The organism is Streptomyces sp. NPDC006193 (assembly GCF_040613915.1).
Taxonomy (GTDB): Bacteria; Actinomycetota; Actinomycetes; order Streptomycetales; family Streptomycetaceae; genus Streptomyces.
Genome location: NZ_JBEXTB010000015.1, coordinates 73710 through 100370 on the forward strand (window position 1 = coordinate 73710; position 26661 = coordinate 100370).

Sequence of the window (26661 nt, forward strand, 5' to 3'; positions counted from 1 at the left end):
GCGCCCGGCGGGCCCGCGCACCGATCCCTCAGTCGCCGGCCTGCCGGAACGCGCTGACCGAGGCGTCCGGTCCCTTCCCCTTGGCGGCGACGGGGCCGTACGACCACGGGAAGGAGCGGGTGGCGGAGGAACCGGGCAGGCTGATCTTCACGGTCTTCGCCGCCAGGCTCTTCCCGCCGCCGTCCGCGCCGCGCACGTAACCGATGGAGAACGACGCGGAGTCGCCCTTGGCGAGCTTCAGCTTCTGCGCCTTCGCGCCCGCCAGGACGGGCACGGCGGCGTCCGCGGCGCCGGTGTCCAGCACGACCCCCGGGAAGCGGTCCAGGGTGCAGGGCGCGCTCTGGTTGGTGATGCTGACGGGGATCTCCCCGGTGTCCCCGGCGGCCGGCGCGACGCTCGCCGATCCGATCTGCACGGAGACCCCGCCGATCTCGCAGGCCGAGCCCTTGCCGCCCTTGCTGTTGCTTCCGCCGTCGTCGCAGGCGGTCAGCAGCAGGGCGGCGGCGAGGGCGGTGACGGTGAGCGGAATGGCGCGCATGAGCAGGTCCCTGTCCACGTGGTGACGGTGCCCCTGCATCATCGCCCCTGCGCGCGGGGGCCGTTCACGCGGCCCTGCGCTCGCGCCGCCCGGGACCGGCGCGCACGCCGTGCCGGATTCACCGGATCGTGTGGGTCGCCGGCGCCGACGGCAGCCTTCCGCCCGCCGCCTTGGTGTACGTCTCCCGGCCGGCTCCGCCCGACCAGGTCACCTCCAGCCTCCCGGCGGTCACCGAGTCGACCCTGCCGACGGTCCGCTCCCTGCTGCCGTCGGCACAGGTCAGACGGAGCGTCCGCACGCCGTCCTCGGCGTCCGCGGTACCGCTGCACACGGTCCCGCCGGTCGCGAAGACGCCGGCCTTCCCGCCGGAGACGACCAGGGCCACGATCGCGCCCTTCCCGGTGGTGACCCAGCTTCCCTGCAGCTCGGCGGCCGCACCGGTCAGGACCGGGGAGGCGGTGCGCGCGGGGGCGGCCGTGGCCGTGCCGGGCGCCGCCGAGGGGCGGTGCCCGGCGCCGGAGCCGCCACCACCGCAGGCCGTCAGCGCCAGCACACCCACCAGTCCCGCCGTCAGTGCCGGGGCCCGCCCCCGTGGGGCCGCCGCCCGGACGGTCCCCGATCCACGCGCCGAAGCAGTCGCCGTAGTCACCGGAAGCTCCCAAGCTGTAGCGGCCCGGCCGCCGTCGCCGGGCGGCCCGCAGCGCAAGCTACCAGCCGCTGGCCGGGACTCCGCCGGACTCCGGGCGCGCCTGCCTGCGCGCACGGGCCGCCCGATCGTCGCCCGGCTGGAACAGGAAGGCCGCGCTGTGCGTCCTAGCCGGTGCACGGCCGCTGGGTAAAGCGGACGTCAAGGCTGTAACTGCGGCACCACTCCCCGTGCACGTGCATCTGCTCATGCATATGCAGGTGAACGGGGTTATGATCCGGGTCAGTTGACCAGAGCATCCATGGCCACACCAGCCAGTGCACCACCGGGGAGCGACCTGTGGACCGCGACGCTGACGGCGTGTACGGGGGGTACGACGTGTACAACGGCATGGCTGCCACGCAGCTGGACGGAGTGGCCTGGCAGAAGAGCAGGCACAGCAATTCGCAGGGCTCGTGCGTGGAGTTCGCGCGGCTGCCGGGCGGCGAGGTCGCCGTGCGCAACTCGCGCTTCCCGGACGGTCCGGCGCTCGTCTACACGCGGGCGGAGATCGAGGCGATGCTCCTCGGTGTCAAGGACGGCGAGTTCGACCACCTGGTGGCGAGCTGACCCCTGGCGCAGGGCGGGCGGCCGACCGTCGGCAACGTTGTCGGGCCCCGCGGCGGCCGGCCGCCGGGCGGGGCGGGCGTCCTGCGGCGCGGTGGCGGTTCAGCCCGCCCGGAGCCGGAACATCGCCCAGACCACCTTGCCCTGGAGGCCGCCCGCGAGCGGGTGCCAGCCCCAGCTGTCGGCGAAGGAGTCGACCAGGACCAGCCCGCGCCCCGACTCGGCGGAGAAGTCGTCCGAGTCGCCCGGGACCGGCGTCTCGTGGCTCGGGTCCCGCACGGCGCACACCAGCCGGTCGGCCCAGCGCATCAGCTGCAGCCGCACGGACGCGCTCTGCTCGCCGCCGCGGCCGTGGGCGGCCGGCAGGGCGTGCCGCAGCGCGTTGGTGGCGAGTTCGGACACCACGAGGCATATGTCGTCGAAGCGGTCGCCGACGTCCCACTGGTCCAGGGTGCCGCGGGTGAAGCGCCGGGCCTCGCGCACCGCCTCGTACCGGGCGGGCAGGAGGCAGGAGGCGGCATCGGACACGGCCGCGGGATCCAGCGGCGGAAGGCCCTGCCGTAACGGCTTGAGCATGGTCGATCCATTCGTCCCCATGCGAGGCACTCCCGGGTGTTCGCGGTCGTTGCGATGCAGCGGTGGCGCGGCACCATGGTTTCGGATGCGTAGGGCAGATGCAAGGGCAGATGCACGTGCACGCGACCGAAATACACCTTCCCGTACCGCTTCTTGGCCATTTTTTCTGCCATCTTCACGATGCTTGTCGTCAAAGGTCCCGACCTTTCCAGGTCATGACCCGGCGGAAGCGGCCGACCTCTTTCCGTTTCCGTAACCGTACGAGTACTGCTCGAAGTGTTTTGATGGCAGACTGCGGCCCCTGGAGACGGTTGGGGAGGCTGACGAAGTGAGCGCGGGAGAGCCCGGATCGGTGGTGCGGCGGATGCTGCTCGGCTCGCAACTCAGGCGGCTGCGTGAAGCGCGCGGGATCACGCGCGAGAAGGCGGGGTACTCGATCCGCGCCTCGGAGTCGAAGATCAGCCGGATGGAGCTGGGCCGGGTGAGCTTCAAGACCAGAGACGTCGAGGACCTGCTGACCCTCTACGGCATCACCGACGAGGCCGAGCGCGAGTCACTGCTGTCCCTCGCCCGGGAGGCCAACGTGGCGGGCTGGTGGCACAGTTACACCGACGTGCTGCCCAGCTGGTTCCCCACCTACGTCGGCCTGGAGGGCGCCGCCTCGCTGATCCGCGTCTACGAGGTGCAGTTCGTGCACGGCCTGCTGCAGACCGAGGAGTACGCCCGCGCGGTGGTCCGGCGCGGCATGAGGGGCGCCGGCTCCGCCGACGTCGAGCGGCGCGTCGCGCTGCGCCTGGAGCGGCAGAAGCGCCTGTTCTCCGACAACGCCCCCGAACTGCACATCGTCCTGGACGAGGCCGCCCTGCGCCGCCCCTACGGCGACCGCGAGGTGATGCGCGGCCAGCTCCAGCACCTGATCGACATCTCCGAGCGGCCCAACGTGCGGCTGCAGGTCATGCCGTTCAGCTTCGGCGGCCACTCCGGTGAGAGCGGCGCCTTCACCATCCTCAGCTTCCCCGACGCGGACCTGTCCGACGTGGTCTACCTGGAGCAGCTGACCAGCGCCCTCTACCTGGACAAGCGCGAGGACGTCGCCCAGTACGAGCAGGCCCTGAAGGAGCTGCAGCAGGACAGCCCCGGCCCGGACGAGAGCCGGGACGTGCTCCGCGGTCTGCTGCAGCTCTCCTGACCACATCCGACCCACTCAACTCCCTTGTGTCGCACGTAGGATGACGGCAGATCAGACATGCGCAGATCTGGTGTCCGCTAGCGATTGAGGGTTCACATGTCGTCCTACTTCACCGACCTGGCCCAGCAGTACATCGACGGCGAGTGGCGCCCGGGCACCGGCTCCTGGGACGTCATCGACTTCAATCCCTACGACGACGAGAAGCTGGCCTCGATCACGGTGGCCACCGTCGACGAGGTGGACGAGGCCTACCGGGCCGCCGCCCGCGCCCAGGAGCGGTGGGCCGAGACCAACCCCTACACCCGGCGGGCGGTCTTCGAGCGGGCGCTCAGGCTGATAGAGGACCGCGAGCAGGAGATAGCGGAGCTGATCATCGCGGAACTGGGCGGCACGCGCGTGAAGGCCGGTTTCGAACTGCACCTCGCCAAGGAGTTCCTGCGCGAGTCGATCCACCTCGCGCTGCGCCCCGAGGGCAGGATCCTGCCCTCCCCGACCGACGGCAAGGAGAACCGCGTCTACCGGGTGCCGGTCGGGGTCGTCGGTGTGATCAGCCCGTTCAACTTCCCCTTCCTGCTGTCGCTGAAGTCGGTCGCGCCCGCCCTCGCGCTCGGCAACGCCGTGGTGCTCAAGCCGCACCAGAACACCCCGATCGCCGGCGGCACCCTGCTCGCGAAGATCTTCGAGGAGGCCGGGCTGCCCGGCGGCCTGCTCAACGTCGTCGTCACCGACATCGCCGAGATCGGCGACGCGTTCATCGAGCACCCGGTGCCGAAGGTCATCTCCTTCACCGGCTCGGACAAGGTCGGCCGGCACGTCGCCACCGTCTGCGCCCGGAACTTCAAGCGCTCGGTCCTCGAACTGGGCGGCAACAGCGCGCTGGTGGTGCTGGACGACGCCGACGTCGACTACGCGGTCGACGCGGCGGTCTTCAGCCGGTTCGTGCACCAGGGACAGGTCTGCATGGCCGCCAACCGGGTCCTCGTGGACCGCTCCGTCGCCGAGGAGTTCACCGAGAAGTTCGTCGCCAAGGTCCGCACCCTCAAGGTCGGCGACCCGCGCGACCCGGAGACCGTCATCGGCCCGGTGATCAACTCCACGCAGGCCACCGCCCTGTCGAACACCGTCGAACAGGCGCTCGCCGAAGGCGCCACCGCCCTGGTGCGCGGTGCCACGACCGCCAACCTGGTCGAGCCCACCGTGCTGACCGGCCTCCCCGCCGACTCGGCGCTGCTGCGGCAGGAGGTCTTCGGCCCGGTCGTCTTCCTCGTCCCGTTCGACGGCGAGGACGAGGCGGTCCGGATCGTCAACGACACGCCGTACGGCCTCAGCGGCGCCGTCCACACGGGGGACGTCGAGCGGGGCGTGGCCTTCGCCAAGCGGATCGACACCGGCATGTTCCACGTGAACGACGGCACCGTCCACGACGAGCCGCTCGTGCCGTTCGGCGGCGAGAAGCACTCCGGCATCGGCCGCCTCAACGGCGAGACGACGCTGGAGGCCTTCACCACGGTCAAGTGGATCTCGGTGCAGCACGGCCGCAGCGGGTTCCCGTTCTGACCGCCTCGCGCTTGCGCGGTGCTCCTCCGTGGCGCCGGTCCATTGCGGACAGTCCCTGACCGCGATAGCTCCTAGCGTGGTCGGTGTCGGGGGAACCCAACCCGGCGAACGACCCGAGGAGAGGCGGCACGCCATGGTCATGCACGTTCCGGCGGAAGCGGAGGGCGACGAGCGGGGGGCGCTGCTGGCCTTCCTGGACGAACAGCGCGGCGGCATCCGCCGGGCGCTGCTCGGCCTGACCGAGGAGCAGGCCCGGACCCGTCCGTGCGCCAGCGAGCTGTCCCTGGGGGGCCTGCTCAAGCACGTCGCCGAGGTGGAGCAGAGCTGGCTGGCGCGGGCCAAGGAGGAGCCGCCGGCGGTGCGGCGGGACGAGTCGAACTGGCACGAGACCTTCCAGCTGATCGGCGACGAGACGGTGGCCTCGTGCCTGCGGTACTGGGAGCAGGTGGCCGCCGGGACCGAGGACCTGATCCGGTCCGCGCCCAGCCTGGACGACACCTTCCCGCTGCCGCCCGACCCGTGGTTCCCGCCGGAGGGCCGTGTCTCGCTGCGCTGGCTGTGTCTGCACCTGATCCGCGAGACGGCCCGGCACGCCGGCCACGCCGACATCATCCGCGAGTGCCTGGACGGCAGGACCGCGTTCGAGCTGGTGGCGATGGAACAGGCCGGGTAGCCCAGCCGCACGGCCCCCGCCGAGGAGCCGGCCGCCTGCTGCGGCGACGGCCGGCATCCGCACCACCGGCATCCGCACCACCAGTACCGGCCCGCCCCCGGCGCGTCCGGCCGGCCGGCCCACGGCACCCGCTGCGACCGCTCGCCGCTCCGCTCACCGGCAGGTACGGCAGGGCGCACACGGCACCGGTCAGCAGGGGGGCAGGATCAGCGGCAGCAGGGGGCGGAGCATCCGAGGAGATGCGGCTTGCACCTCACGTGGCGTGAGGCCTCAGCGTGGAGCGCGTACCGACCGAAGGAGCGGAACGTGAGCTACTCCGTGGGACAGGTCGCGGGGTTCGCCGGCATCACGGTGCGCACCCTGCACCACTACGACGAGATCGGCCTGCTGGTGCCCGGCGGGCGCACCCACGCCGGGCACCGGCGCTACACCGACGCCGACCTCGACCGGCTCCAGCAGATCCTGTTCTACCGGGAGCTCGGCTTCCCGCTCGACGAGGTCGCGGCCCTGCTCGACGACCCGGACGCGGACCCGCGCGCGCACCTGCGCCGCCAGCACGAACTGCTGACCGCCCGGATCGAGAAGCTCCAGAAGATGGCCGCGGCCGTGGAGCACGCCATGGAGGCACGCACGATGGGCATCAACCTCACGCCGGAGGAGAGGTTCGAGGTCTTCGGGGACAAGGACCCCGAGCAGTACCGGGAGGAGGCCGAGGAACGCTGGGGCGGCACCGAGGCGTACGCCGAGTCGCAGCGCCGCGCCGCCCGCTACACCAAGGAGGACTGGCGGCGCATCAAGGCCGAGGTCGACGACTGGAGCGAGCGGTACGCCGCCCTGGTGTCCGCCGGTGAGCCGCCGGCCGGGGAGGCCGCCACGGCCATGGCCGAGGAGCACCGGCAGCACATCAGCAGGTGGTACTACGACTGCCCGTACGAGATGCACCGCTGCCTCGCCGAGATGTACGTCTCCGACGAGCGCTTCAAGGCGTACTACGACTCCCTGGGCGCCGGTCTCGCCGAGCACCTGAGGGAGGCCATCCTCGCCAACGCGGCACGGCACACGGCGTCCTGACCTCTCGCGCACGGCGTCCCGGCCCGGACGCGCCCCCGGGGCGCACGTCCGGGCCGGTGCGGGCGCGGCTCCGGCCGCCGCGGCTTCCGGGTCACAGCGGTCACAGCGGTCACCTGGGTCACGGTTTCCTACCGGTCGCCCCGCAGGGCGCCGGAAGACGCCGGTGAAACCCGGGGCGGTCCCCTCACGTTGATAGCTTTGTGCGGCCGTACATGGACGCCGTGACGCCGTAGCCGCTTTCACCCTCAGGAGCCCGGACCCGTGATGACACTCGCCCTCGGCCCGAGCTGGCTGGATCCCAACTACCTGCTCGACACCTACAGCATCTGGGGTCTGCTGCTCGTCGTCTTCGCCGAGTCCGGCCTGCTCATCGGCTTCTTCCTGCCGGGTGACTCGCTGCTGTTCACCTGCGGCCTGCTGATCACCTCGGATCAGCTGGACTTCCCGCTGTGGGGGGCCATCGCCCTCATCTGCCTCGCCGCGGTCCTCGGCGACCAGGCGGGCTACATGTTCGGCAAGAAGGTCGGCCCGTCCCTGTTCAACCGCCCGGACTCCCGGCTGTTCAAGCAGGAGAACGTCACCAAGGCGCACGAGTTCTTCGAGAAGTACGGCCCGAAGTCGCTGGTCCTGGCCCGCTTCGTGCCCATCGTGCGCACGTTCACGCCGATCATCGCGGGCGTCAGCGGCATGCGCTACCGCTCGTTCCTGACCTTCAACGTCATCGGCGGCGTCCTGTGGGGCGCGGGCGTCACCCTGCTCGGCTCCTGGCTCGGCAACATCGAGATCGTCAAGAAGAACATCGAGGCGATCCTCATCCTGATCGTCCTCGTCTCCGTGATCCCGATCGCGATCGAGTTCCTGCGGGCCCGCGGCAAGAACAAGAAGGCCGAGCAGTCGGCTGCGCAGGCCCCGCAGCAGCACCGGGGCGCCCACCAGGAGCAGCCGTACCAGCCGCAGCCCCCGGTCATGGACGACGCCACGACCAGGCTGCGCCGCATCGAGCCGGAGCAGCCGTACCAGCACCCCCGGCAGCAGCAGCACTGGGACCAGGGCGGCCACGACGACCGGTCCTACGACCAGCAGCAGTACCCGCACGAGCAGTACCAGCAGCAGTACCCGCAGCAGCAGTACCAGCAGCAGCAGTACAGCGGGAACCAGCAGTACGGCCGGCAGCAGTACGGCCAGGACGAGTACGGCCGGCAGCAGTACGGCGGTGACCAGTACGGCGGTGACCAGTACAACGGTGACCAGTACAACGGTGACCAGTACGGCACCAACCAGTACGGCGCCGACCAGTACGGCGACGGCCGGTACGACCCGGAGCAGCCCCCCTACGACCACCGCAGCCGCTGACGGACCGCTCAGAACCCCCTGGTCCGCTTGGCGGCCCGGCGCTTGCCCGCTGAGCCGACCCGCAGGAACAGCCGGGAGATCTCCGACCCCAGGTTGACCCCGATGGCGATGGCCATGGCCAGCGACGCGGCCTTGGCCAGCGACACCAGCCCCTTGTCCATCTCGTTCTGCGCCATGGACAGCAGCCCGAAGTAGGTCGCCGACCCCGGCAGCAGCGGCCCGACCGCCGCCGTCGTGTACGGCAGCGCCGAGGCGAACCGGTACCGCGACAGCAGCTGCCCGAACAGCCCCACCAGCCCCGCCGCCACGGCCGTGGAGGCCACCGCCGAGATGTCGCCCACGGAATGCATCGCGCCGTACACCGACCAGGCGACGCCCCCGTTCAGGGTCACCCACAGCACGGTGGAACGTTCCTGCTGGAGCAGCACCGCGAAGGTCAGCGACAGCAGCATGGACGCCCCGATCTGGACCAGCGGCCGCTCGGAGATGCCCAGCGCCGCGTCCGGGTTCAGCTCGCCGCCGATCTTCACGCCGAAGTACAGGACGACCAGCACCCCGACGACGATGCCGACGAAGAAGTACATGACCTCCAGCAGCCGCGCCGACGCGGTGATGTAGAAGCCCGTCAGCCCGTCCTGCACGCCGGCCACCAGCGCCCGCCCGGGCAGCAGCGCGAACAGCCCGCCGGTGATCACGGCCGACGCCTTCACGTCCACGTGCGCCAGCGTCAGCGCCACCCCGATCGCGGCGGGCGGCATCGCGGCCACCGTGAACTGGTAGAACTCCGGCAGCCCGCGGCCCGCGCACAGCCACGCCAGCCGGTCGCCGAGCATGGCGCCGACCGCCGCCGCGAGGAACACGATCGAGTCGCCGCCGACGAGCACGGAGGCCGCACCGGCCAGCAGCCCGCTCGCCAGCGTCAGCGCCCACCCGGGGTACGGGTGCCGGTTGCGGCGGATCTCCGCCAGGCGCCGGTAGGCCTCCTCCAGCGAGACGTGGGTCTCCGGGTCCGTCAGGTCGTCCACGAGCCGGAACACGGCCGCCAGGCGCGTGTAGTCGGTGCCCCGCCGCCGCACCGTCCGGGACGCCGTCACCGGGTCCTCCACCAGGGACGGCTGGTGCGAGATCGACAGCAGCGTGAAGGTGACGGTCGGCTCGCACCGGTCCAGGCCGTAGGACCGGCACACCGCGAACATCGCGGCCTCCACGTCCTCCGCGCCCTCGCCGCCCGCCAGCAGCAGCTCCCCGATGCGCAGGGTCAGGTCCAGCACGCGCGGGACGGCCGGACCGCCCTCCTCCACCCGCTGCACCGGCTCCGGCGCCGGCCGCTCGGCCACCGGCATGCGCAGCATCGTGCGCATCCGGTCCTGCCACGGCGCGTCCTTGACCAGGCTGACCAGCGGCGCCCCGGCGGCCGGCGTGAACGCGGCCGGGGCGCTCCGGGCGCTGTAGGTGCTCGGCGTGCTGAACGCCGACCCCTCCGGCTCGGCGCTCGGCGGCTGCGGCGTCTGAAGCCCCTCCGGCACCGCGAACTCGGAGGTCGTCTCCGGCTCACCGCCGGCCCGGGGGACGTCGAGACCCTGCGGGACGGCGAACTCGGACGTGATCTCCGGGTCCCACCGCGCCTCGTCGGACCGGGGCTTGTGCTCCTCCGTCTCCGTCACTTCGCACCGCTCCCTGCACCACACGTTCCCTTGGCCTCAGTATGCGCACAGCCACCCGGGCGGTCCGCACCGCGTGCGCACATGCGAAACGGGCCGCACGCACCCGCGTGCGGCCCGTTCCCGGCGGCCGGGCTCAGTGGCCGCCCTGCTCCTTGAAGCGCTTGTACGACCGCTCGATCTCCGCCTCGGCCTCCGTGCGGCCGACCCAGTTGGCGCCCTCGACCGACTTGCCGGGCTCCAGGTCCTTGTACACCTCGAAGAAGTGCTGGATCTCCAGGCGGTCGAACTCCGACACGTGGTGGATGTCGCGCAGGTGCTCCACGCGGGGGTCGGTGGCCGGGACGCACAGCAGCTTGTCGTCGCCGCCGGCCTCGTCCGTCATGCGGAACATGCCGATGGCGCGGCAGCGGATGAGGCAGCCCGGGAAGGTCGGCTCGTCCAGGATGACCAGCGCGTCCAGCGGGTCGCCGTCCTCGCCGAGGGTGTTCTCGACGAAGCCGTAGTCGGTCGGGTAGGCGGTCGAGGTGAAGAGGCGACGGTCCAGGCGGATCCGACCGGTCTCGTGGTCCACCTCGTACTTGTTCCGCGAACCCTTCGGGATCTCGATCGTGACGTCGAACTCCACCGGTGGCTCCTCCATGATCAGCACATAGTTCTGGTGGTTAAGTGTCCCTCACGCAGGTGTGTGATCGCGAAAGGGGCTGGTGGTCGTGCCAGAGCTGAGGCCTTGGCGGGCCGCGAGACCGCAGATGGTGCGGATCGCGAGCGCCGTACGACCGCGTCTGGCGCGCGCCGTGGCGGCCGCCGGGCCGCGGATCGCGCGGCTGAGGGCCGTACGGCTCGGGCCTGCCCACCTCCCCCGTCCGCTGACCGTCAGGACCTGGCAGTACACCGCGGGCGCCGCCACCGCCGGCCTGGCGCTGGCCGCCGGCGTGGTGACCGTCGCCGGTCCCTGGGACGCCAACGGTCAGCGTACGGCCGAGCGGAACCGGGCCGCCGCTCTCCAGCGGTCGGGTGGCGCAGATCACGGTCGCTCCGGCGCCGCCGCCGGGGCGGCCCGGCCCGCGCCGAGCGCCCCGCCCGTCCTGACCGGCCTGGGCGACGCCACCGCGGCCGTCGGCACCAAGAGGGCCGCCCCGGACGGGAAGCCGCTCACGGAGGTCCTGGAGCCCGTCCTGGACTCCCCGGCGCTCGGCGACAGCCACGCGGCGGCCGTCGTGGACGTCGCGACCGGCGCCCGCCTGTACGGCGACGGCTCCGGCAAGGCCCTCACCCCCGCCTCCACCACCAAGATCGCCACCGCGGCGGCCGCCCTGTCCGCCCTCGGCCCCGACCACCGCCTCACCACCCGCGCCGCCCTCGAACCCGACACCCGGGAACTCGTCCTGGTCGGCGGCGGCGACCCCACCCTCACCGCGCACCGCGGCGCCGGGGACTCCGCCCGCCCGGGCGCGGCCGGGTCCGGGGAGGGCTGGGCGAGCCTGCGCCGCCTGGCGGCGGACACCGCCGAGGCCCTCCGCCGGCGCGGCATCCGCAGGATCACCCTCTCCTACGACGCCACCCTCTACACCGGCCCCGCCCTGCACCCCATCGGCGTCAACGACAACATCGCCCCGGTCAGCGCCCTGACCGTCGACGAGGGCCGCACCGACGGCTCCGCCGGCGGCCCGGCGCCGCGCGTGAGCGACCCGGCCTCCGACGCGGCGGCCAGGTTCGCGGGCTTCCTGAAGGACGCCGGCATCACCACCACCGCGCCCGGCCCCTCCAAGGCCACCGCGCGCGCGGAGACCCTCGCCACCGTCTCCTCGCCCCCGCTGTCCGCCCTGGTCGAGCGCATGCTGACGAACAGCGACAACGACATCGCCGAGGCCCTGGCCCGCCACACGGCGCTGGCCAGCGGCGAGCCCGCGAGCTTCGACGGCGGCGCCGAGGCGATCGCCAAGCAGCTGCGGGGGCTGGGCCTGCCGATGGGCGGCGCCGCCTTCCACGACGGCAGCGGCCTCGACCGCGACGACCGGCTCACCGCCGACCTGCTCACCGCTCTGCTGGTCAAGGCCGGCGACCCGGCCCGCCCCGGCCTGCGCCCCGTCCTCACCGGCCTGCCCGTCGCCGCCTTCACCGGCACCCTGAGCAGCCGCTACTCCGACGGCGCGGCCGGCGTCGTACGCGCCAAGACCGGCACCCTGACCGGGGTGAACAGCCTGGCGGGCACGGTCGTCGACACGGACGGCCGCCTCCTCGCCTTCGCCTTCCTGGCCTCCGGCACGGCGGACGCCGCCCAGGCCCAGTCGGCCCTGGACGAGGCGGCGACGGCGCTGGCGGGGTGCGGCTGCCGGTAGCGGCGCGGACGCCCGGCCCGGCGCCGGGCGGGCCCGGGGCCGTCGGCCGCCCGGCCCGCACGCCCTGCCCGAAGCCGCACCGCTCACGTACGGTTGACAGCATGACTGGCTTCGGTGGCACCGCATCTCCCGGGATGGTCGACTGGAACCTCGCGGTGGCGACCGCGACACGGCTCGTACGGCCCGGCCCCGACGTCAGCCGCGACGAGGCCAGGGCCGTCGTCGCGGAGCTGCGCCGGCACGCGAAGGCCTCGGAGGAGCACGTCCGCGCCTTCACGCGGCTGGGCGCCGAGGAGGCCCACGACACCCCCGTCCTCGTCGTCGACCGCCCCGGCTGGGTGCGCGCCAACGTCGCCGGCTTCCGGGAGATCCTGCGGCCGCTGCTGGAGAAGATGCAGGAACGCCGGGGCGACAGCCCGGGCAGCGCCGTCTTCGGCGCCGTCGGCGGCAAGGTCACCGGCGTGGAGCTCGGCATGCTCCTGTCGTTCCTGTCCTCCCGCGTCCTCGGCCAGTACGAGACCTTCGCCCCGGCCGGCCGCGACCTGCCGGCCGGCGGGAACGGCGGCGGCCGGCTCCTCCTCGTCGCCCCGAACATCGTCCACGTCGAGCGGGAACTCGACGTCGACCCGCACGACTTCCGGCTGTGGGTGTGCCTGCACGAGGAGACCCACCGCACGCAGTTCACCGCCGTGCCCTGGCTGCGGGACCACCTGGAGGGCGAGATCCAGTCGTTCCTGGCGGAGACCGACGTGGACCCGATGACCTTCCTCGAACGCATCCGGGACGCGGCCCAGTCCCTGGTCGGCGGCCGCCCCGAGGGCGAGGAGGAGGACGGCGGTCGCTCCCTCGTGGAGCTGGTGCAGACCCCCGCCCAGCGCGAGATCCTCGGCCGTCTGACCGCCGTGATGTCCCTGCTGGAGGGGCACGCCGACTACGTCATGGACGGCGTCGGCCCGAGCGTCGTGCCGTCCGTCGCGGAGATCCGGGAGAAGTTCCAGCAGCGCCGCGCGAAGGGCGCCTCCCGGCTCGACCAGGCCCTGCGCAAGCTGCTGGGTCTGGACGCCAAACTCAGGCAGTACCGGGACGGCGAACGCTTCGTCCGGGCCGTCGTGGACGAGGTCGGCGTGGACGGCTTCAACCGCGTGTGGACCTCGCCCAACACCCTGCCCACCAAGGCGGAGATCGCCAAACCGGCGGACTGGGTCGCGCGGGTGCACCGCAGGGCCGAGTCGTGAGCGGCCCGGGGAGGTCGTGAAAGAAATCAGCCGACGGCAGGCGAACGCCCCTTCAATCACCCGTCCGAGGGACCGTGAGCCATGCGTAGGCGTGCAATGCTCGGGGAACGGCCCGCTTCTGTCACCATCTACACACTCTGAGTGACCGTCTCGGGTTCACCCCCCGGAAACTTCATGAAGGGAACCGGACATGGGTCCCCATCCTGCGGTCGCGGCGATACGCCTGGCGGTCCGCCGCGTCCTCCACGACATCCTGAACGACCACGAGACCTCCGACGCGCACCCGGGCCGCCACGGCCCCGGCGGGCACCCCGGCCGGACGGCCGGGCGGACGGCCGGGCGGACGTCCTCCCCGCTCGTCCTCGTCGCGTGCTCCGGCGGCGCCGACTCCATGGCTCTCGCCTCCGCCCTCGCCTTCGAGGCCCCCCGACTCGGCGTCCGCGCCGGCGGGGTCACCGTCGACCACGGCCTCCAGCCCGGTTCCGACCTGCGCGCCGACGAGGTCGTCCTGCGACTGCGCGAGCTCGGCCTCGACCCGGTCGACTCGGTCGCCGTGACCGTCGGCCGCGCGGGCGGGCCCGAGGCCGCCGCCCGCGACGCCCGCTACGCCGCCCTGGACGCCGCCGCCGAGCGCCACGGCGCCGCCGCGGTCCTCCTCGGCCACACCAGGGACGACCAGGCCGAGACGGTTCTGCTGGGCCTCGCCCGCGGCTCCGGCATCCGCTCCCTGTCCGGCATGGCCGCGGTCTCGGGGGCCGGCGGCCGTTACCGGCGCCCGTTCCTGCACCTCGACCGGCAGACCGCCCGCAAGGCCTGCATGGTCCAGTCCCTGCCCGTCTGGGACGACCCGCACAACGCCGACCCCTCCTACACCCGCTCCCGGCTCCGGCACGAGGGCCTGCCCGCCCTGGAGAAGGCCCTCGGCAAGGGCGTCGTGGAGGCGCTGGCCCGCACCGCCCAGCTCTCCCGCGACGACGCCGACGCCCTGGACGCCTGGGCGGGCCAGGCCGAGGCGTCCGTACGGGACGCCGCCGGCCTGCTGGAGTGCGCCAAGCTGTACGCCCTCCCGCCCGCCGTGCGCCGCCGGATCCTGCGCCGCGCGGCCATCGAGGCCGGCGCGCCGGCCGGCTCGCTGTTCGCCCGCCACATCGAGGAAGTCGACCGCCTGATCACCGGCTGGCGCGGCCAGGGAGCCATCAATCTCCCGGGCCGGGTAATCGCCCAGCGGCAGGGTGGCAGACTGGTGATTCGGCAAGGCTGAATCCGACCCCTCCCGGAGCGACCCTCCGGCGGGCCGGGCAGCGCAGGCCGTGCATGCGGCCGTAAGTGCGGGACGACCGAAAGTGATGCGGGTGGACGCGAAAGACATGGGTGCCGACCTCCAGCAGGTGCTCATCACCAAGGAAGAGATCGACGAGAAGCTGGCCGAGCTGGCCGCGAAGATCGACGCGGAGTACGCGGGCAAGGACCTCCTGATCGTCGGCGTCCTCAAGGGCGCGGTGATGGTCATGGCCGACCTCGCCCGGGCGCTGTCCACCCCCGTCACCATGGACTGGATGGCCGTGTCCTCCTACGGCGCGGGCACCCAGTCCTCCGGCGTGGTCCGCATCCTGAAGGACCTGGACACCGACATCAAGGGCCGGCACGTCCTGATCGTCGAGGACATCATCGACTCCGGCCTGACCCTGTCCTGGCTGATCAACAACCTCGGCTCCCGGGAGCCCGCCTCCCTGAAGGTGTGCACGCTGCTGCGCAAGCCGGACGCCGCGAAGGTCGCCATCGACGTGGAGTGGGTCGGCTTCGACATCCCGAACGAGTTCGTCGTCGGCTACGGCCTGGACTACGCCGAGAAGTACCGCAACCTGCCGTTCGTCGGCACGCTCGCGCCTCACGTCTACGGCGGCTGAGCCGGTCGGCCCAAGCCCGGCCGGACATTCGGGAACCCCAGCGGACCCCGTTCCGTTGAAGCATGCAGAGACGGCTTCCCCCGGCGTCGAACCGGCTCCGTGCGGCTTCGGACAACAATGCTGGGGTACCGTCAGAAGAACTGTCTTATCAAACTCACTATGGCAGGAGGGACGGGGCGGCACCGCTCCGTATGGATGGACGTGAAGCGATACTTCCGTGGGCCGGTCATGTGGATCGTGCTGGCCGTCCTTGCCGTGGTCGTGTTGATGCAGGTCGTCGGCTCGTCCGGCGGCTACAAGACGGTGGACACCGGCCAGGTCGTGGCGGCGATCAGCAACAACAAGGTCGACTCGGCCAAGCTCACCACCGGTGACGAGCAGAGCATCAAGGTCACGCTCAAGGACGGCTACAAGGTCGAGGGCAGCTCCAAGATCCAAGCGAGCTACATCGGCGACCAGGGCGTGGCCCTCGCCAGCACCCTGCAGACCAAGTACGAGGACAAGCAGATCCCGGACGGCTACACGGTGTCGCCGTCCAAGCAGAACCCGTTCGTCGGCGTCCTGCTCTCCCTGCTGCCCTTCGTCCTGATCGTGGTCGTCTTCCTGTTCCTGATGAACCAGATGCAGGGCGGCGGCTCCCGGGTCATGAACTTCGGCAAGTCCAAGGCCAAGCTCATCACCAAGGACACCCCGAAGACGACCTTCTCCGACGTCGCCGGCTGCGACGAGGCCGTGGAGGAGCTCCAAGAGATCAAGGAGTTCCTGCAGGAGCCCGCCAAGTTCCAGGCCGTCGGCGCCAAGATCCCCAAGGGCGTGCTGCTGTACGGCCGCCCGGGCACCGGCAAGACCCTGCTCGCGCGCGCCGTCGCCGGCGAGGCGGGCGTCCCCTTCTACTCGATCTCCGGCTCCGACTTCGTCGAGATGTTCGTCGGTGTCGGCGCCTCCCGTGTCCGTGACCTGTTCGAGCAGGCCAAGGCGAACGCCCCGGCGATCGTCTTCGTCGACGAGATCGACGCGGTCGGCCGCCACCGCGGCGCCGGCCTCGGCGGCGGTCACGACGAGCGCGAGCAGACCCTGAACCAGCTGCTCGTCGAGATGGACGGCTTCGACGTCAAGGGCGGCGTCATCCTGATCGCCGCCACCAACCGCCCGGACATCCTCGACCCGGCCCTCCTGCGCCCCGGCCGCTTCGACCGGCAGATCGCGGTCGACCCGCCGGACCTGCAGGGCCGCCTGGAGATCCTCAAGGTCCACCAGAAGGGCAAGCCGGTCGCGCCCGACGTGGACCTGGCCGCCGTCGCCCGCCGCACCCCGGGCATGACCGGCGCCGACCTCGCCAACGTGCTGAACGAGGCCGCGCTGCTCACCGCCCGCGGGGACCAGAAGCTGATCGACAACAAGGCGCTGGACGAGGCGATCGACCGCGTGGTCGCGGGCCCGCAGAAGCGGACCCGGATCATGTCGGACAAGGAGAAGAAGATCACCGCGTACCACGAGGGCGGTCACGCCCTGGTCGCGGCGGCCTCGCCGAACGCCGACCCGGTCCACAAGATCACCATCCTGTCCCGCGGCCGCGCCCTCGGCTACACCATGGTCCTGCCGGACGAGGACAAGTACTCGACCACGCGCAACGAGATGCTCGACCAGCTCGCCTACATGCTGGGCGGCCGGGCGGCCGAGGAACTGGTCTTCCACGACCCGACCACCGGCGCCGCCAACGACATCGAGAAGGCCACCAACCTGGCCCGCGCGATGGTCACCCAGTACGGCATGACCGAGCGTCTCGGCGCCATCAAGTTCGGCGGCGACAACAGCGAGCCCTTCCTCGGCCGTGAGATGGCGCACCAGCGCGACTACTCGGAAGAGGTCGCCGCGCTCGTCGACGAAGAGGTCAAGAAGCTCATCGAGACCGCGCACAACGAGGCGTGGGAGATCCTGGTCGAGAACCGCGACGTGCTCGACAACCTCGTCCTGGCCCTCCTGGAGAAGGAGACCCTGGGCAAGGAGGAGATCGCCGAGATCTTCGCGCCGGTCGTCAAGCGCCCGCCGCGGCCCGCCTGGACCGGCTCCTCCCGCCGCACCCCGTCCACCCGCCCGCCGGTGCTCTCCCCGAAGGAGCTGGCGCTGACCAACGGTGCGAACGGCGCGTCGGCCGCGATCAGCACGGTCAAGTCCACCGCCGCGGAGACGGCCCCGGTGAAGGAGCCGGCGCCGGAGGACCGCCGCCCCGAGTGATCGCCGAGTGATCGGTTTCCGGCCAGCGGGGCCGGAATGACTGCCGCGCCCCCCAGGTTCTAGCCTGGGGGGCGCGGCATTTCGCGTGTCCGCAGACAGAACGCGGGTCAGCCGCGCGTGCGAGGGACAGGAACGAGGAACAGATGACCGACCCGGTGACGCTGGACGGCGAGGGCCCCATCGGCGAGTTCGACGAGAAGCGCGCCGAGAACGCCGTGCGGGAACTGCTGATCGCGGTCGGCGAGGACCCGGACCGCGAGGGCCTGCGGGAGACGCCGGCCCGGGTGGCGCGGGCGTACCGGGAGATCTTCGCGGGCCTGTGGCAGAAGCCCGAGGACGTGCTGACGACGACGTTCGACCTGGGTCACGACGAGATGGTCCTCGTGAAGGACATCGAGGTGTACAGCACCTGCGAACACCATCTGGTGCCGTTCAGGGGCGTCGCCCACGTCGGGTACATCCCGTCCGAGACCGGCAAGATCACCGGCCTGTCCAAGCTCGCCCGCCTGGTGGACGTCTACGCCCGCCGCCCCCAGGTGCAGGAGCGGCTCACCACGCAGATCGCGGACTCCCTGATGGACATCCTGGAGCCGCGGGGCGTCATCGTGGTCATCGAGTGCGAGCACATGTGCATGTCCATGCGCGGCATCCGCAAGCCGGGCGCGAAGACCATAACGTCCGCCGTCCGCGGGCAGCTGCGGGACGCGGCGACCCGGAACGAGGCGATGAGCCTCATCATGGCGCGCTGAACACGCCGGCGAGCGGGCCCGGCGGTCCGGCCGCCCGCGCCGGCGCTCAGGCCACCGGCTCCGCCCCCGTGTGGTTCTGGTCGTCGTCCTCGGGGAGCTTGCAGACCCGCTCGAGGAACAGGGCCGCCGCTATCACGCCGAACCCGGCGAGGACCGAGAAGCCGGCGTAGATCGCCTGGTCCCGGCGGGCCGGGATGTCCAGCAGCTCCAGCAGGAAGACGCCCGTGCCGCCGTACATGCCGGCGACGAGGGCGGCGACCAGGGCGCTGGCCTGGCCGAAGACGACCGCCCGGGCGGCCATCAGCGGATCGACGCCCTTGGCGCCGGGCCGGCGCTCGCGCTGGGCCCGGAGACGGGCCCGCAGCGACAGCGCCGTCGCGAGCAGCACCACCGCGATCAGCGCGAGCACCACGGGTGCGGCCAGGGGGACGCTGGGGAGGGTCCCGATCGAGTTCCAGAGGCGGGCGCCCGCCCAGGACAGGACGCCGGCCACGACGAACACGCCGGCCAGCACCCTGATGCGCAGCTCTCTCACGGTGTCCCTTCAGTTCCCCCGGTCCGTACCGGTGTGCGGTCGCGTCGTGGTGGTCGCGGTCCTGACCCGTCTCGACCTTAACGACTACTCGGGCAGCCGGAGTTCCAGGTCGGTGCGCACGTCCACGCCCTCACGGGTGACGGCCGCCAGCAGGTCGGCCACCGGGCCGCGGCCGGGGAGCTGCGCCTGCGGGTCCACGTCGTGCCAGGGCGCCAGGACGAAGGCGCGCTCGTGCGCCCGCGGATGGGGCAGCGTGAGCTGCGGGTCGTCGGAGGTGAGGTCCGCATAGGCGACGATGTCGACGTCCAGCGTGCGCGGGCCCCAGCGCTCGTCCCGGACGCGGTGGAAGGCCTCCTCGACGGCGTGCGCCCGCTCCAGCAGGGAGGCCGGGGGCAGTGTCGTCCTCAGGACCACGACCGCGTTGAAGTACGAGGGCTGGCTGCCGGGCGCCACGCCCCACGGCTCCGTCTCGTACACCGGGGACACCGCCTTGACCCGGACGCCGGGGGTGTCCTCCAGGGCGTCGACGGCCCCCTGGAGGGTCTCCAGGCGGTTGCCGAGGTTGGAGCCGATCGAGACGACGGCCCGCTGGGGGTTGTGCAGGGTCGTGTCGGCGGCGTCCACCCGCTCGACGACCGAGCTGGGCACCGGCTGGACGGTCGGGTCGCTGTGACCCGGGCGGAAAGGGCGGGTCATACTCGGCTCCGGGAGATGGTGACGGTCACGTCGTCGAAGGGGACGGTGATCGGCGCGTCCGGCTTGTGGACGCAGACCTCCACCTCCTGGACCCCCTCGTGTTTCAGGCAGGTGCCGGCGATCCGCTCGGCGAGCGTCTCGATGAGGTTCACCGGCTCGCCCTCGACCACGGCCACGACCTCCTCGGCGACGATGCCGTAGTGCACGGTCTTCGTCAGGTCGTCGTCGGCCGCGGCCGGCCGGGTGTCCAGGCCGAGGACGAGGTCCACGATGAAGGTCTGGCCCTCCTCGCGCTCCTTGGGGAACACACCGTGGTGCCCGCGGGCCTTCAGGCCGCGCAGCGCGACACGATCCACGCGAATCACTCCTGCAGTCGTCGGTGACGGCCGGTCCGTGCCGCGCGCGGGCGGCACACCGGCCTCGGACGAATCTACCCGCGGGCACGGACGGCGCCGGGCCACGGCGGCGGGCGGCCGGGCCGGGGCCGGCGGGTCCACCCGGTGTTCCCTCCGCGTGACCCGGCCGTGTCACGGACCGGTAGCCGCGTCTACCCCGGGTCAGGTGGTTCCAACCGCGTCCCGCTCCGGCGCGCCGGCCGGCCCGTTCAGGCGAGGGGGCCGTCGTCCGGGTCCACGCCGTTCACGCCGGGTCCGCCGTCGCCGCCGTCCGCGCTCTCGGCGAGGACCGGGGAGGCGTGGTGCGACCAGAGCTTCCAGCCGGACGGGGTGCGCCGGAACACGTTGGTGGCGACGACCAGCTGGCCGAGCAGGGGGCCGAGCTCCCCGTCGCCCTCGGGGGCGGGCCCGCCGCTGAGGATGTTCTCCGTGCAGGTCACGAGCGCGGTGTCGCCCGTGACGGAGACGTGCACGTCGGTGAGGAAGAACTGGATGTAGTCGGTGTTGGCCATGATCAGGGCGTACGACCGGAGGACCTCGCCGCGGCCGGTGAGCACCGGCCAGCCGGGGTGCACGCAGGAGATCACGCCGGTGTCCGCCGGGTCGTGGTAGGTCTCGTCCACGCCCAGGTCGGCAGGGGTGAGCCAGAGGGCGGAGACCTCCTCGAAGTCGCCGCGTTCGAGTGCCTCGTAGAAGGCGGTGTTGGCGGCCTCCACCTGCTCGACGTCGGTGTGGGGGGCGCTCACCGCTCTCCTACCGCCCCGTGCTCGCCCGGGGCGCCGGTGGCATGTCCGGGGCCGTGCGCCCCGTGTACGTCCTGGCCGCCCGGCGCGTGCGGGGCGCCGTGCGCTCCGTGCCCGCTCCGCGCGCCCGGCGCCGGTCCGGCCGCGCGCGCCCCCTCCACGGCGCGGGCCACCCGTACCGCGTCCGCGGTGGCGCGCACCTCGTGCACGCGCACCGCCCAGGCGCCGGCGTGCGCGGCGAGCGCGGAGACGGCGGCGGTGGCGGCGTCGCGCTCCCGGGCCGGCGGGGGAGCCGCTCCGGGCCCGGCGAGGACCCGGCCGAGGAACCGCTTGCGGGAGGCGGCGACCAGCAGGGGGTGGCCCAGGGCGTGCAGGCGGTCGAGGTGGGCGAGGAGGGCGAGGTCGTGCTCGGCCTCCTTGGAGAAGCCGAGTCCGGGGTCGACCACGATGCGCTCGGGGGCGACGCCGCCCGCCGAGACGGCCTCCACGCGCGCGCGCAGTTCGTCCAGGACCTCGGCGACGACGTCCTCGTAGACGCCGCGCACGTTGCCGCCCTGGAGGAAGCCGCGCCAGTGCATGACGACGAACGGGGCGCCCGCGTCGGCGACGACGGGGATCATCGCGGGGTCGGCGAGGCCGCCGCTGACGTCGTTGACCAGGGCGGCGCCGGCGGCGAGGGCCTGTTCGGCGACGGAGGCGCGCATGGTGTCGACGGAGACGGTCACGCCCTCCGAGACGAGGCCGCGCACCACGGGGACGACGCGCCGCAGCTCCTCGGCCTCGTCCACGCGCGTGGCGCCGGGCCGGGTGGACTCGCCGCCGACGTCGACCAGGTCCGCGCCCTCGGCGACGAGGTCCAGGCCGTGCTTGACGGCGGCGGTCGTGTCGAACCAGCGGCCGCCGTCGGAGAAGGAGTCGGGGGTCACGTTCACGACTCCCATGACCGCGCACCGGTCCCATGCCGGAAGGCCGGCCACTCGGCCGCGCCCGCTGAGGTTGTTCATACGTTCAGCGTAGGCCCCGGGGCGGCGGCGGGAACGCGCGGCGGCCCGGGCCGGGCTCCCGGCCCCGGCGGGGGCTGCCCCGCCCGCGCGCCCCGCCCGCGCCCCGGCCGTAGGTGGCGGAGGCGGTCCCGGGGCCGCGCGCAGCGGGCCCGGCCGGGGTCAGGCCGCCCGGGCGTCCCGCTCGCCCATCGCGTGGGCGCACGGTCGCCGGACGGCCGGGCGGCGCCGCCGCAGGAAGCGCGGCAGCGGCAGGGCGAGGTCGACGAAGCCCTCCGCCTGCATGGCGGCGAAGCCGATGCGGGGCAGGTCGGCGGAGGCCCGGTAGACCACGAACCGGGGCTCCCAGCGCGGCTGGAACTTGGCGTTGAACTTGTACAGCGACTCGATCTGGAACCAGCGCGAGAGGAACACCAGCAGCCCGCGCCAGGCCCGCAGCACCGGACCGGCGCCGATCTTCTCGCCGCGTGCGAGGGCGGAGCGGAACATGGCGAAGTTCAGCGAGACCCGGGTGATGCCGAACTTCGGGGCGGCCTGCAGGGCGGCGACGATGAGCAGCTCGTTCATGCCCGGGTCGGCGGCGCGGTCACGGCGCATCAGGTCGAGCGACACGCCGTCCCGGCCCCAGGGGACGAAGTGGAGGATCGCCTTCAAGTCGCCGTACTCGCCGGGCGCGTCGTCCGCCTTGTGGGCGGTGGCGATCAGGCAGTCGGCGTCGGCCGGGTCGCCGATGCGGCCCAGCGCCATGGAGAACCCGCGCTCGGTGTCGGTGCCGCGCCAGTCCTCCGCCGCGCGGCGGATCCGCTCCAGCTCGGCTTCGCCGAGGTCACGGACGCGCCGTACCCGGGTCTCGTAGCCGGCTCGCTCGATGCGCTTGACCATCTGCCGCACGTTGCGCATCGCACGTCCGGCCAGCGAGAAATCCGCCACGTCGACCACCGCCTCGTCGCCCAGTTCCAGGGCGTCGAGGCCGGTCTCGCGGGTCCACACCTCGCCGCCCGTCTCCGAGCAGCCCATGACCGCGGGGGTCCAGGAGTGGGCCCTGGCCTCGTCCATGAAGCGCTCGATGGCGCCCGGCCAGGCCTCGACGTCCCCGATGGGGTCGCCGCTGGCGAGCATCACACCGGAGACGACCCGGTAGGTGACCGCGGCCTTCCCGCTCGGCGAGAACACCACGGCCTTGTCGCGGCGCAGCGCGAAGTGGCCGAGCGAGTCGCGCCCGCCGTGCTTGTCCAGCAGCGCGCGCAGCCTGGCCTCGTCGTCCTCGGTGAGGCGGGCGGCCGGGTGCTCGGGGCGGAAGGCCAGGTAGACCGTGGTGACCGCGGTGAGCCAGCCCAGGGCGCCGAGGGAGAAGGCGACCGTCCAGGAGGTGTTGCCCTGGTAGTCGACCGGGCCTTCGAAGCCGAACAGGCCGTAGACGACGTGCGTCAGCCGATCGGCCAGGCTCGGGTCGCCGATCGTCCGGTTCGGGTGGACGCTGACGATGACGAGTCCGAGGACGAGGGAACCGGCGCTCATGAGCACGAAGTTGGCGAGCGCGCGCCACCTGCTGCGCGGGTCGGGCAGGGCCGCGAACTGGTCGCGGTGGCGCAGCAGCGGGACGAGCAGCGCGACCGCGATCACCACCCCGGCGATCGAGTGCCGGTACGCGAACTGGGCCACCGCGCCCGCGGGCAGCAGCGCGACCGCGGCGCGCCACGCCCTGCGCTTGCGCCGTTTGAGCCCGTGCGCGAGCAGCAGCAGCAGTACGCCCGCGCTGAGCGAGAGCGCCGCGGCGAAGGGCCCGAACGAGCCCGGCAGGACCTCGGCGAGGGCGTGCATACGGCTGTGACGGAAGCGCGGGAACACACCCGCGGCGATGTCCAGGACGCCCACGAGCGCGGCCGCCCTGCCCACCACGGCGGGAACGGCCTCGGGGCGCGGGCCGCGCAGTATGCGCCGCGCCCGGCTTGAGCGGCCCGGAACCCCGCCCGACATTTCCCCATCTACCCTGACAGACATCGCATCCCGTAGTTCTGCGAGAGACCTTGTACCCGGGCCCGTTCGGGCAGCCGGCGACATTGCGCCCTCTAGGACGGTGTCCCGGGGAGAGAGGTTCACTCCCCACCGGAAAGCCGGGTCAAAGGCCGAGGAAAGCCCCGGGCAAGTCCGCGCGGCGGAGCGCGGGGCCGGCACGGGCACGAAACGCAGGCAGGAAGCAGCCATGGGTCTCACGAGCGACAAGGTGCTGGTGCTGGCGATCGCGGTCGCCGTCCTGCTGTTCGCCGGCACGGTGTGGCTGTGGCCGCGCCTCGCGCGGTGGAGCTGGCGGGCCGTCGGCGGACGGGTGGGGCTGCTGCTGGCGACCCAGCTGGCGCTGTTCGCGTCCGTCGGGCTCGCCGCCAACCAGGCCTTCGGCTTCTACGCCAGCTGGGCGGACCTGTTCGGCAAGGAGACCGACCAGGGGATCGTCGTCGACCACTCCGCCAACGGCAGCACCGGGGGCCCGCTCCAGGTGGTGTCCACCTCCAAGGTGCCGGGCGTGCGCGCGGCGCGGCCGGAGACGGGCGGGCAGATCCAGAAGGTCGACATCGTCGGCCGTACGACCCGCATCGCGACTCCGGCGTTCGTGTACCTGCCGCCGGAGTACTTCCAGCCGCAGTACCGCACCCGTACGTTCCCGGTGGCCGTCGTGCTGACCGGATACCCGGGCACGGCACGGGCGCTGGTGGACAAGCTGCACTACCCCAGGACGGCCCAGCAGCTCGCCAAGGACGGGCGGGTGCAGCCGATGATCCTGGTGATGCTGCGGCCGACCGTGGCCCCGCCGCGGGACACCGAGTGCGTGGACGTGCCGGGCGGGCCGCAGGCGGAGACGTTCTTCGCCAAGGACCTGCCGGACGCCGTCCTCACCCACTACCGGGCCGGCAGGCACCCGGGCAGCTGGGGCGTCGTCGGCGACTCCACGGGCGGTTACTGCGCGCTCAAGCTCGCCCTGCACCACCCCCGCGTCTACGCGGCCGGCGCGGGCCTGTCGCCGTACTACAAGGCGCCGACCGACCCCACCACCGGTGACCTCTTCCACGGCGACAGGGCGCTGCAGAACCGCGCCGACCTGCGCTGGTTCCTCGCCCACGAGCCGGCGCCCGACACCTCACTGCTCGTCACCAGCAGCCGGGTCGGCGAGCACAACTACCAGGACACGCTGAAGTTCATGGAGCAGGTGCAGGCCACCGGCCCGACCCGTATCTCGTCGATCATCCTCGACAGCGGCGGCCACAACTTCAACACCTGGCGGCGTGAGATCCCGCCGACGCTCCAGTGGCTCAGCGGACGGCTCACCGACCGCTGAACGGTCTTGGCCCGACTTTGCGTGAGGCCCGTGGTGTGGCTGTGTTTTTTCGGGGCGGAGACCCATGATTCGCTCACGCGCGGTAAGTTTCTGGCCATGCCACGTGGACGCCACCGCCATTCCCCGCCTCTGCACCGGCTGTTGCCCCCGTCGGCGATCGCCGGCGTGTCCCTCGTCTGCGCGCTGGGTCCGTGGGTGTTCTCCGAGGTCACGGTGGTGCGCGCGCTGGCCGCCGCGGCCGCGGCGACCGCGGTCACCGGCGCCGTGGTGATGCGCCGCTGGGACACGCAGGCGGGCAGGCAGGTCGCCGAACTCATGCGCGCGCGTGCGGGCGACGAGTGGCGGTTCGAGGAACGGGTCGCCGAACTGGAGACCGACCTGGAGGAGTCCCGCGAACTGCGCACCAAGCTGGAACAGCGGCTGCGCGCCAAGCGCGCCGAACTGGCCGGCCTGCGCAACGAGCACGCGGCCCTGCTGCGCCGCTACGCCACCGCCGAGACCGAGCGCGCGAGCGCCCTGGAGGGACGCCGGCTGCTGGAACTGGAGACGGCGCCCGAGTCCGCGTCCGAGCCCGGGCCCGCGCCCTCCTCGCCCGCGCTGCCGCCCGGGCGGGCCGCGGGGCCGGAGGCGGCCGACTCCGCGGACTTCGAAGGCCCCGAGGAGGCCGGGGAGCGGGTCGCGGAGTACGCGGCGTTCTCGCCGCAGGGCAGCGGCCTGTACCGGCGGGCCCTCGCGGCCCTGGCCCGGTTCGACCGGGGGGACGGCGCCGCTCCGGCCGCGTACGACGTGGAGCCGACGCCCGACGCGAAGCCCTCGCCCGACGCTAAACCCGCGCCCGAGTCCCGGCCCGGGGCGGTGACCGGGGGCGAGCCGCGGGCAGCCTCGGCGTCCGGCGCCGACGGCGTGCCGGCGGCCGGGACCGGCGGGGCCGAGGCACCCGAGGGGGCCGCACCCGAGGGGACCGGGCCCGTGGCCGCGGAAGTCCCGACCGCCGCGGCCCGAGGCACCGGTGAGGCCGCCGTGTCCGCGGCCGGTGCGCCGCCGGCTCCCGCGGGCGGGCCCGCCGGGACCGCGGCGTCCGCGGCTCCCGTGCCGCCTTCCGCGGGCGGATCCGCCGGGGACCGGCCCGCCGGCCGGCCCGCCGAAGGGGAAGCCGCCGCGGCGGCCGTCACGGACGGCGCCGGCGCCGCTCCGGCGGCCGAGGGCGCCGGAGCGGCGGGACAGCCGCCCGCCGGGCACTTCACCGTGCCGACCGCGGTGGCCGTGGTGCCGGCCGCGCCCGCGCGGCGCCCGGTGGTCGAAGGCGGCTTCGACTTCTTCGGCACCAAGAAGGGCACCCCGAAGGCCGCGCTGGACTCCGTGCAGAACGAGGACCTCGCCGACGTGGTCGGCCCGGAGGCCCTCGCCGTGCACAAGGCCGAGACCGAGGCCGGCTTCAAGCCCGCCGACGCGCGGTCCCGGGGCGTCGGCCAGGTCATCGACCTGACGGCGCACGACGAGACCGAGCACGTCCGTCTCCGGGGGCTGCGCAGCGCGGCCTCCTGAGCCTTCGTCGCATCCGCACGCGGCGCGCCGGGCCCGTCCTCCCGAGGGGAGGGCGGGCCCGGCGCATGTGCCGCGCG

At 72.9% G+C, this 26661-nt stretch carries 25 protein-coding genes; 14 read left to right on the forward strand and 11 right to left on the reverse strand.

Translation table 11 applies throughout. The features are described 5' to 3' along the window. Nucleotides 1-28 precede the first annotated feature (28 nt). Together ABZ261_RS16465 and ABZ261_RS16470 are read right to left on the reverse strand one after the other, a co-directional pair. Complete coding sequence (locus tag ABZ261_RS16465; protein WP_356859765.1) at nt 29-538, reverse strand: DUF4232 domain-containing protein; 510 nt, start codon at nt 536-538, stop codon at nt 29-31. A gap of 118 nt (nt 539-656) precedes the next feature. Further along, nucleotides 657-1091, reverse strand: coding sequence for a hypothetical protein (locus tag ABZ261_RS16470; RefSeq protein WP_356859647.1), 435 nt, complete (start codon nt 1089-1091; stop codon nt 657-659). Nucleotides 1092-1574: 483 nt separating this feature from the next. Here ABZ261_RS16470 and ABZ261_RS16475 point away from each other — a divergent pair, with 483 nt between their 5' ends. Then, on the forward strand, nt 1575-1793 hold the full coding sequence (locus tag ABZ261_RS16475; protein ID WP_356336548.1) for a DUF397 domain-containing protein: 219 nt from the start codon (nt 1575-1577) through the stop codon (nt 1791-1793). A 99-nt stretch (nt 1794-1892) separates the two neighbouring features. Here the strand turns inward: ABZ261_RS16475 and ABZ261_RS16480 are convergent, their stop codons facing one another. Continuing rightward, nucleotides 1893-2366 (reverse strand): ATP-binding protein, encoded by a 474-nt coding sequence (locus ABZ261_RS16480; RefSeq protein WP_356859767.1) that lies wholly within the window; start codon nt 2364-2366, stop codon nt 1893-1895. A gap of 364 nt (nt 2367-2730) precedes the next feature. Between ABZ261_RS16480 and ABZ261_RS16485 the strand changes: the two genes are divergently transcribed. The 5 genes from ABZ261_RS16485 (at nt 2731) to ABZ261_RS16505 (ending at nt 8209) form a co-directional block, all read left to right on the forward strand. Then, on the forward strand, nt 2731-3555 hold the full coding sequence (locus ABZ261_RS16485; RefSeq protein ID WP_356859769.1) for a helix-turn-helix transcriptional regulator: 825 nt from the start codon (nt 2731-2733) through the stop codon (nt 3553-3555). A gap of 96 nt (nt 3556-3651) precedes the next feature. Continuing rightward, nucleotides 3652-5112: an aldehyde dehydrogenase family protein gene (locus ABZ261_RS16490; protein ID WP_356859649.1), complete on the forward strand. Its 1461-nt coding sequence runs from the start codon at nt 3652-3654 to the stop codon at nt 5110-5112. A gap of 133 nt (nt 5113-5245) precedes the next feature. Continuing rightward, the gene (locus ABZ261_RS16495; RefSeq protein WP_356859651.1) at nt 5246-5785 is read left to right on the forward strand and encodes a DinB family protein; all 540 of its coding nucleotides are present in this window, start codon (nt 5246-5248) and stop codon (nt 5783-5785) included. Nucleotides 5786-6091: 306 nt separating this feature from the next. Continuing rightward, complete coding sequence (locus ABZ261_RS16500; protein WP_356859653.1) at nt 6092-6856, forward strand: MerR family transcriptional regulator; 765 nt, start codon at nt 6092-6094, stop codon at nt 6854-6856. 261 nt (nt 6857-7117) lie between these two features. After that, nucleotides 7118-8209 carry a VTT domain-containing protein gene (locus ABZ261_RS16505; protein ID WP_356859655.1) on the forward strand — a complete coding sequence of 364 codons (1092 nt, stop codon included), beginning with the start codon at nt 7118-7120 and terminating at the stop codon, nt 8207-8209. A gap of 8 nt (nt 8210-8217) precedes the next feature. Here ABZ261_RS16505 and ABZ261_RS16510 read toward each other — a convergent pair whose 3' ends face one another. After that, a complete protein-coding gene (locus tag ABZ261_RS16510) occupies nt 8218-9873 on the reverse strand; it encodes a threonine/serine exporter family protein (protein WP_356859657.1) in 1656 nt (551 codons plus the stop codon). 133 nt (nt 9874-10006) lie between these two features. Beyond that, nucleotides 10007-10498: an inorganic diphosphatase gene (locus ABZ261_RS16515; protein WP_356859771.1), complete on the reverse strand. Its 492-nt coding sequence runs from the start codon at nt 10496-10498 to the stop codon at nt 10007-10009. Between the two features lie 124 nt (nt 10499-10622). Between ABZ261_RS16515 and dacB the strand changes: the two genes are divergently transcribed. The 6 genes from dacB (at nt 10623) to folE (ending at nt 18338) form a co-directional block, all read left to right on the forward strand. Continuing rightward, on the forward strand, nt 10623-12212 hold the full coding sequence (gene dacB, locus ABZ261_RS16520) for a D-alanyl-D-alanine carboxypeptidase/D-alanyl-D-alanine-endopeptidase (protein WP_356859773.1): 1590 nt from the start codon (nt 10623-10625) through the stop codon (nt 12210-12212). Nucleotides 12213-12346: 134 nt separating this feature from the next. Further along, nucleotides 12347-13447, forward strand: a complete 1101-nt coding sequence (locus ABZ261_RS16525; protein ID WP_356859775.1) for a zinc-dependent metalloprotease — start codon at nt 12347-12349, stop codon at nt 13445-13447. Nucleotides 13448-13637: 190 nt separating this feature from the next. Continuing rightward, the gene (gene tilS, locus ABZ261_RS16530; protein WP_356859659.1) at nt 13638-14708 is read left to right on the forward strand and encodes a tRNA lysidine(34) synthetase TilS; all 1071 of its coding nucleotides are present in this window, start codon (nt 13638-13640) and stop codon (nt 14706-14708) included. Nucleotides 14709-14793: 85 nt separating this feature from the next. Further along, nucleotides 14794-15354: a hypoxanthine phosphoribosyltransferase gene (gene hpt, locus ABZ261_RS16535; protein ID WP_356859661.1), complete on the forward strand. Its 561-nt coding sequence runs from the start codon at nt 14794-14796 to the stop codon at nt 15352-15354. A gap of 195 nt (nt 15355-15549) precedes the next feature. Beyond that, on the forward strand, nt 15550-17589 hold the full coding sequence (ftsH, locus tag ABZ261_RS16540; RefSeq protein WP_356859663.1) for an ATP-dependent zinc metalloprotease FtsH: 2040 nt from the start codon (nt 15550-15552) through the stop codon (nt 17587-17589). A 143-nt stretch (nt 17590-17732) separates the two neighbouring features. Continuing rightward, nucleotides 17733-18338, forward strand: coding sequence for a GTP cyclohydrolase I FolE (gene folE, locus ABZ261_RS16545; RefSeq protein ID WP_356859665.1), 606 nt, complete (start codon nt 17733-17735; stop codon nt 18336-18338). 46 nt (nt 18339-18384) lie between these two features. Here folE and ABZ261_RS16550 read toward each other — a convergent pair whose 3' ends face one another. From ABZ261_RS16550 to ABZ261_RS16575, 6 genes are all read right to left on the reverse strand, one after another. Further along, entirely contained in the window at nt 18385-18873 is a 489-nt protein-coding gene (locus ABZ261_RS16550; RefSeq protein WP_356859667.1) for a DUF3180 domain-containing protein, read from the reverse strand. Nucleotides 18874-18957: 84 nt separating this feature from the next. Continuing rightward, nucleotides 18958-19569 (reverse strand): 2-amino-4-hydroxy-6-hydroxymethyldihydropteridine diphosphokinase, encoded by a 612-nt coding sequence (gene folK, locus ABZ261_RS16555; protein ID WP_356859669.1) that lies wholly within the window; start codon nt 19567-19569, stop codon nt 18958-18960. Further along, nucleotides 19566-19925, reverse strand: a complete 360-nt coding sequence (gene folB, locus ABZ261_RS16560) for a dihydroneopterin aldolase (RefSeq protein ID WP_356859671.1) — start codon at nt 19923-19925, stop codon at nt 19566-19568. The genes folK and folB overlap by 4 nt, the downstream gene beginning before the upstream one ends. A 248-nt stretch (nt 19926-20173) precedes the next feature. Then, nucleotides 20174-20710: a nuclear transport factor 2 family protein gene (locus ABZ261_RS16565; protein ID WP_356859673.1), complete on the reverse strand. Its 537-nt coding sequence runs from the start codon at nt 20708-20710 to the stop codon at nt 20174-20176. After that, nucleotides 20707-21711 (reverse strand): dihydropteroate synthase, encoded by a 1005-nt coding sequence (gene folP / locus ABZ261_RS16570; protein WP_356859675.1) that lies wholly within the window; start codon nt 21709-21711, stop codon nt 20707-20709. The genes ABZ261_RS16565 and folP overlap by 4 nt, the downstream gene beginning before the upstream one ends. 159 nt (nt 21712-21870) lie before the next feature. Beyond that, nucleotides 21871-23685, reverse strand: a complete 1815-nt coding sequence (locus tag ABZ261_RS16575) for a phosphatidylglycerol lysyltransferase domain-containing protein (protein ID WP_356859677.1) — start codon at nt 23683-23685, stop codon at nt 21871-21873. A 226-nt stretch (nt 23686-23911) separates the two neighbouring features. Between ABZ261_RS16575 and ABZ261_RS16580 the strand changes: the two genes are divergently transcribed. Further along, nucleotides 23912-25039, forward strand: a complete 1128-nt coding sequence (locus ABZ261_RS16580; protein WP_356859679.1) for an alpha/beta hydrolase-fold protein — start codon at nt 23912-23914, stop codon at nt 25037-25039. A 96-nt stretch (nt 25040-25135) separates the two neighbouring features. Next, on the forward strand, nt 25136-26584 hold the full coding sequence (locus ABZ261_RS16585) for a hypothetical protein (protein WP_356859681.1): 1449 nt from the start codon (nt 25136-25138) through the stop codon (nt 26582-26584). Nucleotides 26585-26661: the final 77 nt, after the last annotated feature.